At 65.1% G+C, this 13,723-nt stretch carries 12 protein-coding genes and 2 pseudogenes; 9 read left to right on the top strand and 5 right to left on the bottom strand.

What is annotated here, in order from left to right; all coding sequences use genetic code 11:
• Positions 1-181: 181 nt before the first annotated feature.
• Positions 182-1,543 carry an ABC transporter substrate-binding protein gene (locus ACVJ5M_RS18120; RefSeq protein ID WP_354097479.1) on the top strand — a complete coding sequence of 454 codons (1,362 nt, stop codon included), beginning with the start codon at positions 182-184 and terminating at the stop codon, positions 1,541-1,543.
• 69 nt (positions 1,544-1,612) lie between these two features.
• On the opposite strand, the gene ACVJ5M_RS18115 is transcribed toward ACVJ5M_RS18120, so the two are convergent.
• Positions 1,613-2,938 carry an LVIVD repeat-containing protein gene (locus ACVJ5M_RS18115; RefSeq protein WP_354097478.1) on the bottom strand — a complete coding sequence of 442 codons (1,326 nt, stop codon included), beginning with the start codon at positions 2,936-2,938 and terminating at the stop codon, positions 1,613-1,615.
• A 71-nt stretch (positions 2,939-3,009) separates the two neighbouring features.
• On the bottom strand, positions 3,010-4,917 hold the full coding sequence (locus ACVJ5M_RS18110) for an acyl-CoA synthetase (RefSeq protein ID WP_354097477.1): 1,908 nt from the start codon (positions 4,915-4,917) through the stop codon (positions 3,010-3,012).
• Positions 4,918-5,165: 248 nt separating this feature from the next.
• Between ACVJ5M_RS18110 and ACVJ5M_RS18105 the strand changes: the two are divergent.
• Together ACVJ5M_RS18105 and ACVJ5M_RS18100 are read left to right on the top strand one after the other, a co-directional pair.
• Positions 5,166-6,292: pseudogene (locus ACVJ5M_RS18105) on the top strand (SecDF P1 head subdomain-containing protein).
• Between the two features lie 264 nt (positions 6,293-6,556).
• Positions 6,557-7,363, top strand: coding sequence for a Crp/Fnr family transcriptional regulator (locus ACVJ5M_RS18100; protein WP_071912420.1), 807 nt, complete (start codon positions 6,557-6,559; stop codon positions 7,361-7,363).
• A gap of 39 nt (positions 7,364-7,402) precedes the next feature.
• Here the strand turns inward: ACVJ5M_RS18100 and ACVJ5M_RS18095 are convergent, their stop codons facing one another.
• On the bottom strand, positions 7,403-8,149 hold the full coding sequence (locus ACVJ5M_RS18095; protein ID WP_354097475.1) for an SDR family NAD(P)-dependent oxidoreductase: 747 nt from the start codon (positions 8,147-8,149) through the stop codon (positions 7,403-7,405).
• Positions 8,150-8,302: 153 nt separating this feature from the next.
• On the opposite strand from ACVJ5M_RS18095, the gene ACVJ5M_RS18090 reads away from it, so the two are divergent.
• Positions 8,303-9,208 carry a LysR family transcriptional regulator gene (locus ACVJ5M_RS18090; RefSeq protein WP_354097474.1) on the top strand — a complete coding sequence of 302 codons (906 nt, stop codon included), beginning with the start codon at positions 8,303-8,305 and terminating at the stop codon, positions 9,206-9,208.
• Positions 9,209-9,227: 19 nt separating this feature from the next.
• On the opposite strand, the gene ACVJ5M_RS18085 is transcribed toward ACVJ5M_RS18090, so the two are convergent.
• Together ACVJ5M_RS18085 and ACVJ5M_RS18080 are read right to left on the bottom strand one after the other, a co-directional pair.
• Complete coding sequence (locus ACVJ5M_RS18085) at positions 9,228-9,869, bottom strand: glutathione S-transferase family protein (protein ID WP_354097473.1); 642 nt, start codon at positions 9,867-9,869, stop codon at positions 9,228-9,230.
• 147 nt (positions 9,870-10,016) lie between these two features.
• A pseudogene (locus tag ACVJ5M_RS18080) lies at positions 10,017-10,569 on the bottom strand (cytochrome b).
• On the opposite strand from ACVJ5M_RS18080, the gene ACVJ5M_RS18075 reads away from it, so the two are divergent.
• The 5 genes from ACVJ5M_RS18075 (at position 10,460) to ACVJ5M_RS18055 (ending at position 13,700) form a co-directional block, all read left to right on the top strand.
• On the top strand, positions 10,460-10,735 hold the full coding sequence (locus ACVJ5M_RS18075) for a hypothetical protein (protein ID WP_456679641.1): 276 nt from the start codon (positions 10,460-10,462) through the stop codon (positions 10,733-10,735). The pseudogene ACVJ5M_RS18080 and the gene ACVJ5M_RS18075 overlap by 110 nt on opposite strands.
• Positions 10,736-10,739: 4 nt before the next feature.
• Positions 10,740-11,537 (top strand): glutamate racemase, encoded by a 798-nt coding sequence (murI, locus tag ACVJ5M_RS18070; RefSeq protein ID WP_354097471.1) that lies wholly within the window; start codon positions 10,740-10,742, stop codon positions 11,535-11,537.
• 61 nt (positions 11,538-11,598) lie between these two features.
• Positions 11,599-12,372, top strand: coding sequence for an HpcH/HpaI aldolase family protein (locus ACVJ5M_RS18065; protein WP_247309353.1), 774 nt, complete (start codon positions 11,599-11,601; stop codon positions 12,370-12,372).
• Positions 12,373-12,441: 69 nt separating this feature from the next.
• Entirely contained in the window at positions 12,442-12,825 is a 384-nt protein-coding gene (locus tag ACVJ5M_RS18060) for a cupin domain-containing protein (RefSeq protein WP_085404308.1), read from the top strand.
• 107 nt (positions 12,826-12,932) lie between these two features.
• The gene (locus ACVJ5M_RS18055) at positions 12,933-13,700 is read left to right on the top strand and encodes an acyltransferase (protein ID WP_354099753.1); all 768 of its coding nucleotides are present in this window, start codon (positions 12,933-12,935) and stop codon (positions 13,698-13,700) included.
• The last annotated feature ends 23 nt before the right edge of the window (positions 13,701-13,723 follow it).

Raw genomic sequence — 13,723 nt, 5'->3', positions numbered from 1 at the left:
TCGTGTGACCGCGCGTGTTCTGGTGCCGACGCCAGAGCATGATGGGACAATAGCACGGATAAGGAGGTCGGGAACCCGACATTCATCGGATACGCCAGAGGTCGGGCCGTGATGTCGCAGGACTGCGGCACCGTGCGTGTGCTATGGATGAATGCCCTTGGTTGATTCAAGGAGCATCATCATGGCACAGGGTGAAAACTCATTGAGCCATCCGGCGAGCCGCCGCAGTTTCATCAAGGGACTGGGGGCGGCTGGCGCGGGCCTGACCGCGCTGCCGCGATGGGGCTTTGCCGAGGATTCCGCTGCGGCTAACGCCAACGCCGCGATCGACTGGAAGCAATTTGCGGGACAGACGATCGCACTTTCGGGTGCGATCCATCCGTGGTCGAACGCGATCGCGCCGCTGTTGCCGGAGTTCACCATCCTCACCGGCATCAACGTCACCATCGATTTCCAGCTGGAAACCACCTACCTCGGCGCGCTGCCGATCAGGCTCGCTCGCGGCAGTAGCACGCCCGACGTCTTCATGTTCACGACCTATGGCCAGGGCATCACGAACGGATGGGTGGAGCCACTGAACGGCTATTATTCCATGAAGTCGCTGACCGACCCCGCCTGGTATGACGAGAGCGACCTGCTCAAGACGGCCCGCGCCTTCCCGCTGTGGTCGGACGGCGAACGGTACGCGGTCCCGATTACCTCAGAGGCGACGACCCTGTTCATCAACAGCGATGCGCTGGCAGCCAAGGACCAGCCGGTACCCCAGACTTTCGACGAGCTGCTTGTCACCGCCAAGGCGGTCAAGAGCAACGGGATGTCGGGGATCGCGATGCGGGCCCAGGCGAGCGGCAATTCCTCCCCGCCAGCCATGGGCTTCCTGTTCTCCTACGGTGGGGCCATGGTCGAGCACAACAGGGTCGTTTTCGCGAGCCCGGAGGGGATCGCGGCCGTCGAGATGTACGGACAGTTGCTCGGTCAGGCCGGGCCTGCCGGCGTCGGCAGCTACGAATGGTACCACGTGCTGGACGACTTCCTGCAGGGGCGGACGGCCATGGCGATCGACAGCAGCAACTTCGCGACCGACATTTCCAATCCAGCGAAAAGCCGTGTCGCCAAGCAGGCCGGGTTTGCAACCTTTCCGCATCTCGCCGGTCGCGGCCCCGTCCCCTTCATGTCGCACTGGCAGGCGTGCATCAATTCCAAATCGCGAAACAAGCGCGCGGCTTTCCTGTTCCTGCTCTGGGCGACGAGCAAGGCGACCTCGCTGCAGACTGCTGCAGCAGGGCTGGCGACGACACGCGTGTCGGCCTGGTCGAGCGAGGGCTTCAGGAAGGCGTTCGGTCCGCAGGCCGCCGAGGCGGCGCTGATCAATTTGCAGAATGCCGACGTCGACCGCGCCAAGGCGATTCTTTTCCATCCGCAATCGAGACTGATCCTGGACGCCTTCATGATCGGCGTGAATGAAGTGGTCAACGGGGCGAAATCGGCCAAGGATGCGATGACGGGCGCGGCCGAAAGGGCCAATGCGGCGATCCGCGGGTAACGGCGAGGCGTCGCCCGATCGGAAGAGGTGGCCACGGCGGACAAGTCGCCGACTCCCGTTGCGCGGCGATTACCCCTGATATTGCAGCACGTGCATTCCGGCATTCCAGTCCGACACGAACATCAGCCCGTCAGGCCGGACATAGGAATCGCAGGTCTTGGCTGCGAGCGCGACGTTCGGCCGGGGATCGATCAGCTTCTTCGGTACCGGCGGCACCCAATACGCGATCTCCTTCGGCGCAAACTGATCCCTGACGTCAAACACCCTGACGCCGGCATTGTTGTAGGTCGCGAAAATCGTCTCCTCGCTCTGGAAGGAGCCGGGGCGGTTCTCATGCAGATTATGCGGACCGAAGGTGCCCTTCGCACAGAAGTCGCGATCGCGTGGCGTCGGCAGCGTCGCGATCGGCACCGGATTTTGCGGCGCGCGCACGTCAAGCACGAATGTGTGAAACAGGCCCTTGGCGCATTGATCCGCATTGGCTTCATCCGCGACGATGGCGAGCTGGCGCTTGGGCAGCGGCAGCGGCGTATGCGTGCCGCCGGCGAAGGGCGGCGACCAGTTGATGTGCGAGAGCAGCTTCGGATTGGCGGGATCGCCGATGTCGTGGATGGTGAAGCCGCCGTCGCGCCAGGCGGCATAGCCGCGATCGCCCGCCGTGATCATGTGATGCAGCGCAAAGCGCTTGCCCTTGGGCGTCGCCGGCTCGCCGGCCGCGCGGTTCATGCCCGGCAGCCACCATTTCGCGACGATCTCCGGCTTGGTGATGGTCTTGAGATCGACCACGCAAAGGATGTGGTCGGTGAAGCCGTCGAAATGCGCCGACACATAGGCATAGCGGCCGCCAGGCCACCACAGCCGGTTGATGCCGAAGCCCGGCATTTCGAGGAACGCGACCTCGCGCATCTCGCCCGGTTTCGAGATGTCGTGGATCGACAGGCCGGAGCGGAATTTCTTGGCCTTGGTGATGCTGTCGGCGAGCGAATTCTCGAAATAGCCGCGCATGCTGTCGTAGGACTGCATCGCGACGATGTTGGCGCCGTTCGCAAGCAGCAGCAGGTCTTCCGCCACCTGCAGATGGTGGGTGCGGGTGTATTGCCCGGCAGTGAAGAAATTGACCGGTTTCAGTGCGCGCGGATCGGATGCGTCCAGGATCGTCACGCCGTCGCTGAACATGTGTCCGACATAGACGTGCTGCCGGTTGAACATCACCTGCACGGTGTCGGGCCGGCCGCCGACATCGCTGTACGAGATATGCTTGATGCCCTTGCCGATGCCCTCCGGCGGAATGTCCGGCTCTGACGCCCATGCCGGCCGTGACAATCCGGACAGCGCAGCGGATCCGAACACGGCCGACAATTGTTGAAGGTGACGGCGGCGAGAGAGTTCAGGCATCGGCTTCCCCCCATTTTTTGAGAGGATGATGCGCGCTCGCGGCGAGGCGCGCAAGCCTCGCGTGCCCTTACCTACGCCTGCACCACCTCGTGCCGCATCACGAACGGATCGAGCAGCGTGTGCACCTCGCCAGCGACGAGTTCGCGCTGGTCTGCTGGCAGGCCCGCGAGCGTCACAGTGGCGATCGAGCCGTGGCTGCCATGCGCGCCGACCTTCACCTTGCAGTCGATGCCGCGCGCGATGATCGGCGACAGCACCTTGGTGAACACGCGCTGCGCGGCATCCCAGCGCAGCTGCGGCTTGAACACCTTGCCCACGCCGGTCACCGGCATCGGATCGATCGGAATGACCTGCACCGGAACGGCCGCGCGCTCCGGCGTGCGTTCGCGCACCCAGGCTTCCAACTCGCCCGGCTCGACCGTGGCGCCCGGCTTCAGTTGCACGTAACCGACCGGCAGCTCGCCCGCATAGGCGTCGGGCTGGCCAACCACCGCGGCGAAGCCGACGGCGGGATGGCGAAACATGATCTCTTCGATCGGCGCCGGATCGATATTGTGGCCGCCGCGGATCACGAGATCCTTGGCGCGGCCGGTGATCCAGAGGTAGCCGTCGGCATCGAGACGTCCGAGGTCGCCGGAGTTGACCCAGACATCGTCGACGAACGCGCCCTTGTTGTGCTCGTCGTTGAGATAGCCGCCGAACACGCCGGGCCCGGCCATGATGACGACGCCGATCTCGTCGGCTGCGCAGTCGCGGATCAGGCGGCCGTCGGCATCGAGCTGCACGATGCGCACGCGCGCGTAAGGCATGGGAAGACCGACCGAGCCGAGCCGGATCGGCCGGCTGGGATAAGCGAGCGTGTGCACGCTCGAGGTCTCGGTCATGCCGTAGACCTCGACCACCGGCAGCTTCAGCTTCTCCTGGATCGCCGAGCCGACGGCGACGGGAATCGCCGAGCCGCCGCCGGCGGCATATTTCAGGCTGGAGATGTCCGCATTGCCTGGCGGCACCGCAAGCGTGGCCGCCAGCACCGTCGGCACGCTCGACAGCGCCTCCGGCTGGAAGCGCTCCACCAGCCCCCAGATGTTCTTCACCGAATTCGGATTGCGCCAGCCGCTCGGCGACAGCACGACCAATGAGCCGCCGGCGGACAGCATCAGCAGCACCTGCGTCAGCGATCCTCCGACATGGAATAGCGGCATGCCGAACAGCATGTTGGCGCCGGGCTTCGACTTCAGCAGCAGATTGAGCGCCCAGGCCTGATAGACCTGATTGGCGTGGGTGTGCCGCACGAGCTTCGGCGTGCCGGTGGTGCCGCCGGTGTGGAAATAGGCGGCGATGTCGCTCCCCAGGATCTTGCGCCCGCTGATAAGCCGGTCGGACGGCTGCTGCTTGATCAGGTCGTTGAAGGCGAAGATGCCCTTGTCCGGATCGCCTCCGCCGAACACCTGCACGACCGCCTTGAGATGTTTCAGCTGCGGGCGGATCTGCTCGACCTTTTGCCAGATGTCGGTGCCCGGCATCGGCCCGAGCGCAACCAGAACCTTGGTGTTCGCGGCCTCAAGGATCTCCGCGATCTGGTGCGGCTCGAGCAGCGGATTGACGGGATTGGCGATGCCCGCGGCCTCGGCGCCGAACAGCGTCACGAAGGCGTCGGGCACCAGCGGCAGCATGAAGCTGACGACGTCGCCCTTCTCGACGCCGAGCGCGTGAAACATGTTGGCGGCCTGCGTGACGCGCGCGACGAAATCGCGATAGGTGACCATCACAGGCGTATCGGCCGGATCGGCATTTTGCAGGAACTGGATCGCGGCGCCGTCGGGATTGCGCGCCGCACCGAGCCTGATGGCGTCATAGGTGCTCTCGGCCGCGACGCGATCGGCGTAAGGGACCTGCTCGAAGGCCCGGACCTCTGCGTCCGTCGCGAAGTCCGGATAGTCGTTGCCGATGAACCGATCGAGCGCGTGGATGCCCGCCATGGAATTCCGTCCTCCCTCAGATGCATTTCCCCGCCCCCTGTCTTTTTGACATTTTGGTCGGCGAGGCCTCGGCCGATGGCCGGTCGAGCGCGGACAGAATGATGGATGATTGAGCGTTCGTCCATGGCCGAACGGCTACGGCCGTAGCACGCGTCTTCGAGGCCATTGAACCTCCCCGCCCGATCCGGGGACCAAGAACATGCATCGGACTCCCCTGCCAGCGTCCTGCCGCAAGACTTGAGGAAATCATGACCACGCCCCCGCGGGATCGCGTCACACGGCTGATTGTCGCGCTCGCCGTGACCTCGGCGATCATGACTTCAGCGATCATGACTTCAGCGATCATGACTTCGGCGATCATCCTGCCTCGCGCGGCGCGCGCCGAGGACGGCCAGTTCGACAAGATGCGTGCCAGGATCGCCGCCTTCGTCGCCGACAAGATGGAGAAGCTGGGCGGCTCGCGCATCGTCTACAAGGTCGATACCGGCGGCTTGCGCGAGAGCGTCGTCACGACTTGCGCGACGATGTCTACAAGACCCTGCGCGAGGGCAAGATCGCCTTCTCCGGTCTTGCGATCCGCGACGCCGGCGTGGAGGTGAAGATCGCGGATGCCAAGGGCCGCGAACAGCTCGCACGCAAGCTCGCGTCGGCCGCGGAGGGATTGCCATCGCATGCACTCACAGTGACCGACGGCGGCGACGGACTGGTCAGGCTCGCGCCGACCGATGCCGCATCCGCGGCCCGGCTGCGCGATCTCGTCGAAGATTCCATCGCCATGATCGAGCAGCGCCTCAAGGATGCCGGCATCAACCTCGCCAGCGTCCTGCCGGATGGCACGGATCGCATCCGCATTTTCATCCCGGGCATGATGGAGCCCGCCCGCGTGACCGCGGTCTTCGCCAGGAAGGTCAAGGTCAGCTTCCGCCTGATCGACCTCTCGATGCCCGCGGAGCAGGCGCAATCCGGCACGCCGCCCACGGGCACCGAAGTCCTGCCCGGCTTCAAGGACGAGCGCCATTACCTGGTCGCCAGGGACAGCGCACTCGACGGCGACGACATCAGCTATGCCGGCCCGGGATTTGCCAGCGGCACGAAAGACCCGATCGCCTCGTTCCGTTTCAATGGCCGCGGCACGCGGCGCTTTGCCCACGTCACCGAGGAGAACATCGGAAGGCCCTTCGCCATCGTGCTCGACGGCAAGGTGATCTCCGCCCCCGTGATCCGCGAGCCGATCACCGGCGGCTCGGGCCAGATCTCCGGCAATTTCACCCTGGAGGAAGCCAATAGCGTCGCGATGTTGCTGCGCGCCGGTTCGCTGCCGGGGCACCTCGACCTCGTCGAGCAGCAGGTCGTGCAACCCGCCGCCAAGCCGTAAGGGCCGGTCGCCCTGCGCCCCCGCCCCGTCGGGAGGCGCCACGGTCCACGACGCCGAAGCCCGCGCCCCCGGGGGGCCCGAATCACGGGCGCGCCACGGCCATGCGCACAACCAACGGGCAATTGCCGAAACGCCCGATCAGGCTAAAATTTGCCTCTTGCGGCATGGCGGCCGAAGGCTTCATTTCAAGCGGTCGTCATTCGATTTCGGCTATACGTGTCGAGCATACCGACCAGGACTGAAGGCCTTACGCGGGGTTAGTACATGCCGTCCGGCAGCGCAGACATTTCCTCGATCCTCGACCGCATTCTGGATGCGGCGACGGACAACCTCAGGATCGCAAAGATCCTGGTCCAGATGGGCCTCGATCCCAACAACGTCACCTACGACGCGATCTTCAACCGGTTGCTGGAGATCTTTGTCCAAAACATCACGCTAGCCAATCTGTTCGCCGCGGTCGGCGCCGGCTTCTTCGTCGCCACCCTCCTGATGCGGACGATGGTGCCGCTGCGCGTCGCCAACATGGTCGGCTGTGCGTTCTTCGCCGTTTTCGGCGCGCTCTCGGCCAACGTCTCGACCTTCCTCCTCTATCTGCTGCTGCTTCCGATCAACGCCCTGCGCCTGCGGCAGATGCTCAAGCTGGTCAAGAAGGCGCGCCATGCGGCCGAAGGCGACATGTCGATCGAGTGGCTCAAGCCGTTCATGACCGAGCGCAGATATCGCAGTGGCGATACGCTCTTCAAACTGGGCGATCCGGCCAAGGAGATGCTCCTCACGGTCACCGGCAAGTTCCTGGTCAAGGAGATCAATGTCGAGATCGGGCCCGGAGCCCTCATGGGAGAGCTCGGCTTCCTCACGCCGGACAACCGGCGCACCGGAACGATCGAATGCGTCGAGGACGGACAGGTGCTCACGATCACCTATGACCGCCTGCTCGAGATCTATTTTCAGGACCCGCAGTTCGGCTACTACTTCCTGGTGCTGACCAGCCAGCGCCTGCTGCAAAACATCGATCGCTTGCAGAAGCAGCTGGCGAGCGAGCGGTCAACGACCACGAACCGGATCGCGTGAACCGGGCAGCCGAATGCGCTTCGGCCACCCGGCCACGGCTCAGAGCTTCGAGCCGCCGTCGACGTGGATGGTGTCGCCGGTGATCCAGCGTGCGTCGGGAGAGGCGAGGAAGGCAACAGCGTCCGCGATGTCGTCGGGCTCGGCAATCCGCTTCAAGGTCTGCATGCCGAGCGTGTAGTCGCGCCCCGCATCGGTCTTGGTGAAGGACGACATCTCGGTCCCCACCACGCCCGGTGCCACCGCGTTGACGCGCACGCCGCGCGCACCGAGCGCTGCCGCGAAGTGCTTCACCAGCGTATCGATCGCGCCCTTGGTCGCGGCATAGGCCGGCAGCGTCCCGACCACCGCATGGGCGGCAAGCGAAGAGACGAGTACGACGCTGCTGCCTTCATGCAGGATCGGCAGCAATTGCTGCACCAGGAAGAATGGTGCGCGAACGTTGACGGCAAACAACCGGTCGAAATCCTCAACCGTCGTTTCCTCGATCACGGCCGACTTGGCGATGCCGGCATTGGCAACCAGAATGTCGAGCCGATCGCCGACAATGCCACGCACGCGGGTCGCCAGTTGATGCGGCCCGTCCGGGGCGCCGAGATCGGCCCCGATCGCATCGGCCCGCCCGCCGCTCTTGCGGATTTCGGCGACGACGGCCTTGGCCTCCTTGGCGCCCTGGCCGTAGTGCACCAGCACCTGCGCGCCGCGCTTTGCGAGCGCCAGTGCGGAGGCGCGGCCGATGCCGCGCGAGGCGCCGGTGACGAGAGCAGTCTTTCCCTTGAGATCGGTCATGGTCATTCTCCTTCGCCGGGCGTCGGCAACCCATTCCCTGCCAATCAGGTATGGCGTCGATGCAGCGCCCTTTGCTGGAGTGCTATCTGGTGTAGGCTGGAAGCTTTGAAAAAGACTTTGTAAGCTCCATGGCATACCCAGGAGGTATGCTTCATGGAGCTGCGTCATCTCCGTTATTTCATCGCCGTGGCCGAGGAAGGCAGCCTGACGGTCGCCGCCGAGAAGCGGCTGCACACCGCGCAGCCCTCGCTCAGCCGCCAGATTCGCGATCTCGAATACGAGGTCGGTGTACCTCTGCTGGTACGCAGCGTGCACGGCGTCGTACTGACGGCCGCGGGACGGGCCTTCCTTGATCACGCGCGCCTTGCGCTGACGCAGGCCGATGCGGCGATCGAGGCGGCGCGGCGCGCCGGCCGCCCCGAGAAGTCGCGTTTTGCGCTCGGCTTCCTCACCGGTCAGGAAATCGATTGGCTCCCGGAGGCTATGCGCGTGCTGCGCGACGAACTGCCGAACATCGACGTGACTGTGACGAGCGATTTTTCGCCTGTGCTGGCCGACGGCCTGAGGCGCGGGAGCCTCGACCTCGCCTTCATGCGGCGCGAGGCAAGCTCAGCGGACCTCGTCTACAAGACCGTGATCGAGGAGGCGCTGGTCGCAGTGCTCCCAAGCGACCATCGCCTCGCCAAGCTCGACCGCATCGACCTCGCCAAACTGGAGGGGACGCCCTTCGTCAACGTCTCCGACACCGCTCCCGAGCTCCTCAAGATCATCAACAGCCATGTTCGCGAAAGCGGCCTGCCGATCGCGACGGCGCATGATGCCGACAACATCGCCATGGCGGTGTCGATGGTGGCTTCCACCCGCGGCTTCGCGCTGCTCCCGGGCTACGTCAAGAACTTCCTGCCCTGGTCCGTCGTCAGCCGTCCGCTCAGGGGCAAGGCGCCGACGATCGATCTCGTCGTGGGCTATCACAAAACCAATGCCTCACCGATCCTCGCAAAATTCGTCTCGAGGCTGAGCGACTTGATCGAGCGCGCGACCAAACATATGGCGCACTGATCATGACCCGTTCTGCGGCTCAGCTCAGCAGCAGCGCCATTCCCGGATCGCCCTTCTCCATCGCGCGCCGGTAGGCCGGGCGGGCACCGACGCGGCCGAGATATTTGATCACATTCGGGCAGCGCGACAGGTCATAGGGCTGGAAGTAGCGCATCGTGGTGAGCGAGAAGCCCATCATGATGTCGGCGGTGGTGAAGGTGTCGCCCGCCAGATATTCGGCGTCGCGAACACGCGCATCGACCAGGTCGAAGGCGCGGTCGGTACGCCCTCTGCTCGCGACCAGCATCGGATTGTCCTCGGCGAGCTTGAGCCGGTTCAGGATCATCAGCCGGCCCATGCCGGCCTGCAGCGTGCCGTTGGCGAAGTGAAACCAGTACAGGAACTGCGCGAAATCAGGATGATCAGGGCGGAGCGCAAGGCGCCCATCGCCGTATTTGGCCATGATGTAATCGACGATGGCGCCGGACTCGGCGAGCACGAGGTCGCCGTCCGTGATCACGGGCGCACTCCCGATCGGATGCAGCGCCTTGTAGTCGGGCGGCGCCAGCATGGTGACGGAATCGCGCGCGTAGCGCTTCAGTTCGTAGGGAATTCCCAGTTCCTCGCAGAGCCAGACGATGCGCTCGGATTGCGACTTGCCGAGATGATGGACGGTGAGCATGGCGTCTCCTGCGACCGTGAGTTGGACCTGCCGTGACGCCGCATCTTAACCCGTCATTGCGAGCGCAGCGAAGCAATCCAGACTGCGACCGCGGAAAGACTCTGGATTGCTTCGCTGCGCTCGCAATGACGACGTGGAGGGACCGCCCTACCCCGCCTCGTCCGCCACCATCCGCGCCACGACGCGGTCGCGGCGGATGAAGTGGTGCCAGAGCGCAGCGACCACGTGAATCGCGATCAGCGCCAGCAGCACATAGGCAAAGAGGATGTGGCGGTCCTCATAGGCGCCCGCCGCCGCACGGTCGGGAGAGGTGAATTGCGGCACGTGAAACAGGCCGAAGAAGTCGGAATAATCAGGCGTACGCGCGCCGGAATGCGCCCAGCCCAGCATCGCGACCAGGATGACCACGAGATAGAGCGCGCCGTGGCTGACATGGGCCGCGATCTTCTGCCAGCGCGAGGTTTCGGGCGGCATCGCGGGCGTCGGGTTGACGGCGCGCCAGACCAGGCGCCAGCACGGTCAGCAGCAGGATCACATAGCCGATATCGGCGTGGATCGAGCGGTAAAAGAAGCGGTCGGGACGCGCCGGGATGTGGTTCATCCACCAGCCGAAGCCGATCATGGCGAGGATGGCCAGCGCCAAAATCCAGTGCAGCCACCGGGAAACGCTGCCCCAGCCGCTACTGGTGTTTCTGATCATGTCGGCTCTCCGGAGTTTTGCGGATATGTCCCCGTCCGCAGCGCTGCTGCTGATAGCGGGAACTTGCGGCAACCGTGAAATTGAATCGTTCCAAATTGGTACCAAGCGGGCCCCGCCGCAAAACCGCCCCAAAAACCGAATGGTAACCATGGTGCCCTTAAGGTAGCGACGTGACCTATTCCCCGACGATCCTGGTGTTCGATTCCGGCCTTGGCGGACTCACGGTGCTCCGCGAGGTCGTGGCCGCGCGCCCGGACGCGCATTTCGTCTATGTCGCCGACGATGCCTTCTTCCCCTATGGCCACCACAGCGAGGACGAGATCATCGCCCGTGTCGTGCCGCTGATGGGCGAACTGATTGGCACGCACGATCCTGACCTCATCGTCATCGCCTGCAACACGGCGTCCACCCTGGTCCTATCTCACTTGCGCGCCGCTTATTCCCTGCCCTTCGTCGGCACCGTGCCGGCGATCAAGCCCGCCTGCGCGCAGTCGAAGAGCCGCCGCGTCTCGGTGCTCGGCACCAAGGGCACGGTGAAGCGCGAATACACCAAGGCGCTGATCCGCGATTTCGGGCTAGGTTGCGAGGTGACATTGGTCGGCTCGCCCGAGCTCGCCTCGCTGGCAGAAGCCGCGCTCAGCGGCCATCCGATCAGCGACGGCGACATCCTCGCCGAACTCGCCCCCTGCTTCGTCGGTGATCCCGCGGACGCGACATCGCGCACCGACACCGTGGTGCTCGCCTGCACGCACTATCCGCTGCTGCTCGACCGGATGAAGACGCTCGCGCCCTGGCCGGTCGAATGGATCGACCCCGCGCCGGCCATCGCCCGCCGCGTCTCCGACCTGCTCGGCACGCAAATCGGCGGCATCGCGCAGTCCGGCGCCGAGATGATCTTCACCTCGAAACGCGTGCATGGGCTTTCGGCCACGCTGACGCCGTTCTTCGGCGGACGCGCACTGGCCTGACCTTGCGCCTCGACGGCGCGCTGCTAGGTTTCGCCGTCGCCATCTTCGCAGGTTCATCCCCATGTCGGTCCCCGCAGCGCCGCTCAACCGTCTCCGCCAGCTCTGGAGCGAAGGGCGCCCCGCCTTCGGCGCGATCGCGACGATCCCGAGCGTGCAGACCGTGCAGATCATGGCGCGCTCGCTCGACTGGATCATCGTCGATCTCGAGCATGGCCCGATTGGCTTGACCGAAGCGCATGCGATGATTGCGGCCACGACAGGCACGCCATGCACGCCCCTGGTGCGGATCGCGGCGAACGAGCCGTGGCTTGCGAAAGCGCCGATGGACATCGGCGCCTTCGGCATCAATTTCCCGATGATCACCAATCGCGCCGAAGCCGAGAAGGCGGTGCGCAGCGTGCGCTATCCGCCGCGCGGCGATCGTCTCTGGGGTCCGTTCCACGCGCCGTTCCGCTGGGGCCAGTCGATGCCGGACTACATGGCCAGCGCCGACGACGAGATGATCTGCATGATCACCATCGAGCATGTCGAGGCCGTCAATCGCATCGACGAGATCATGGCGACGCCGGGCATCGACGTCGCGGTGATCGGCCCCGGCGATCTCGCGACGTCCATCAACAAGCGCGGGCAGATGGACGATCCGGAATTGCTGGAGCTGGTCGCCCGCGCCGAGGCCGGTATCCTCAAGAGCGGCGTGCCCATCGGGGGCGTGGCCCGCACCGCAGACCAGGCCAACGCCCTGGTCGACCGCGGTTATCGCGCGATCGCTCTGGGTTTCGACTGGTCGCTGTTCCAGCGCGGCATCATGGCGGCGTTCGAGGGAATCAAGCGCTGAACGAGCCGATCGCGGCCTTGCCGGGAACTGCGACGCTGCTAGGGTCGGCGGTTCCAGGGAGGAAGAACCATGCTCAAAAAGACTTTGCTCGCTCTCGCCTTTACCAGCCTCGCCGTTGCGGCCTTCGCCCAGCAGACCGGCATCAAGCGGACCCCACTGCAGAAGGTCGAATTTCCCGACGGCTACAACACCGTCACTGCCATCGCAGAGGTCCCGGCGGGCGGCGCGGCCGGACGCCATACCCATCCTGGGGTCGAAACCGGCTACGTGCTCGAAGGCGAGCTGAATCTCCTCATCGACGGCCAGCCGGAGAAAACCCTGAAAGCCGGGGATTCCTACCAGATCCCGGCAGGCGTCGTGCACGACGCCAAGGCTCATGGCGACAAGGCCATGAAAGTACTCGGGGTGTACATCGTCGACAAAACCAAGCCGCTAGCCTCGCCGGCACCCTGATGCGGCGAACCGACCGGCCCCAGGCGGGTTGGTTCGTGCTAGAGCACGCGGCGAGCGGGGCCACCCGCTCGCTGCACATATTTTAGTCCGCAGGAACCGAAAGACCCATGCGTGGGACGCCCAAGACCATTTCGCTGCCGCGCCGCCTGATTTGCGACCTCATGCGGGCGTCGATGGACGTGCCATTCGTCTCGCTCTCCCGCCCCCTCAATATCCGCCCCCTGCTGGAGGCGCGTGCCGGAGCGATGGCGCCCTCCGGCTGGGCCGCAATGTTCGTCAAGGCCTTTGCCCTGGTCGCCAGGGACGAGCCGGTCCTGCGCACCGTCTACGCCAAATGGCCCTGGCCGATGCTCTACGAGCTGCCCAATAGCGTGGCGTCGGTGGCGATCGCCCGGGTCCAAGACGGCGAGGAATGCGTGATGCCGCAGCGAATCGCGGCTCCCGAAGCCATGGCGCTGGCCGCGGTGGACGCCGAAATCCGGCGTGCCAAGACGGCCCCGATCGACGATATCCCGATGTTCCGCAAGGTCATGCGAGCCATCCGCCTGCCGCTGCCGCTGCGGCGGCTGTGCTGGGCGGTCGGGCTGAATTTCGGCCGACAGCGGGGCAACTGGTTCGGCAGTTTTGCCGTGAGCTCAGTGGCCGCCTATGGCGGTGGCGAGCTCCATCCCATCACGCCGGGCCCGTTCATCGTCAGCTATGGGGTGGTCGAGGGCGACCAGACCATCCATGTCGTGATCCGCTGGGACCACCGGGTCACCGACGCCGCCCCCATAGCCCGGGTCCTGACCAGGCTGGAACAGGTCCTGAACACTGAAATCGCTGCCGAATTGCGCGCGGCCGGGCCGAAGCCGATCCGGGCGGTCCGGACATGATTTCGGGGCTATTCGCATTGACA

It is taken from the genome of Bradyrhizobium sp. S3.7.6 (genome assembly GCF_054061875.1).
Note: the sequence above shows the minus strand (reverse complement) of the source record. Positions and strands in the feature narration are given on the sequence as shown.

Coding starts and splice junctions, on each gene's coding strand:
- ACVJ5M_RS18110 (WP_354097477.1), bottom strand. CDS start 4,917: ATGGCGGGCATCCACGCGCTCGATCGGTTCATCGGCAACGACTATCCG.
- ACVJ5M_RS18065 (WP_247309353.1), top strand. CDS start 11,599: ATGTCGGTCCCCGCAGCGCCGCTCAACCGTCTCCGCCAGCTCTGGAGC.
- ACVJ5M_RS18075 (WP_456679641.1), top strand. CDS start 10,460: ATGTGGTTCATCCACCAGCCGAAGCCGATCATGGCGAGGATGGCCAGC.
- ACVJ5M_RS18100 (WP_071912420.1), top strand. CDS start 6,557: ATGCCGTCCGGCAGCGCAGACATTTCCTCGATCCTCGACCGCATTCTG.
- ACVJ5M_RS18095 (WP_354097475.1), bottom strand. CDS start 8,149: ATGACCGATCTCAAGGGAAAGACTGCTCTCGTCACCGGCGCCTCGCGC.
- ACVJ5M_RS18060 (WP_085404308.1), top strand. CDS start 12,442: ATGCTCAAAAAGACTTTGCTCGCTCTCGCCTTTACCAGCCTCGCCGTT.
- ACVJ5M_RS18090 (WP_354097474.1), top strand. CDS start 8,303: ATGGAGCTGCGTCATCTCCGTTATTTCATCGCCGTGGCCGAGGAAGGC.
- ACVJ5M_RS18055 (WP_354099753.1), top strand. CDS start 12,933: ATGCGTGGGACGCCCAAGACCATTTCGCTGCCGCGCCGCCTGATTTGC.
- ACVJ5M_RS18120 (WP_354097479.1), top strand. CDS start 182: ATGGCACAGGGTGAAAACTCATTGAGCCATCCGGCGAGCCGCCGCAGT.
- ACVJ5M_RS18115 (WP_354097478.1), bottom strand. CDS start 2,938: ATGCCTGAACTCTCTCGCCGCCGTCACCTTCAACAATTGTCGGCCGTG.
- ACVJ5M_RS18085 (WP_354097473.1), bottom strand. CDS start 9,869: ATGCTCACCGTCCATCATCTCGGCAAGTCGCAATCCGAGCGCATCGTC.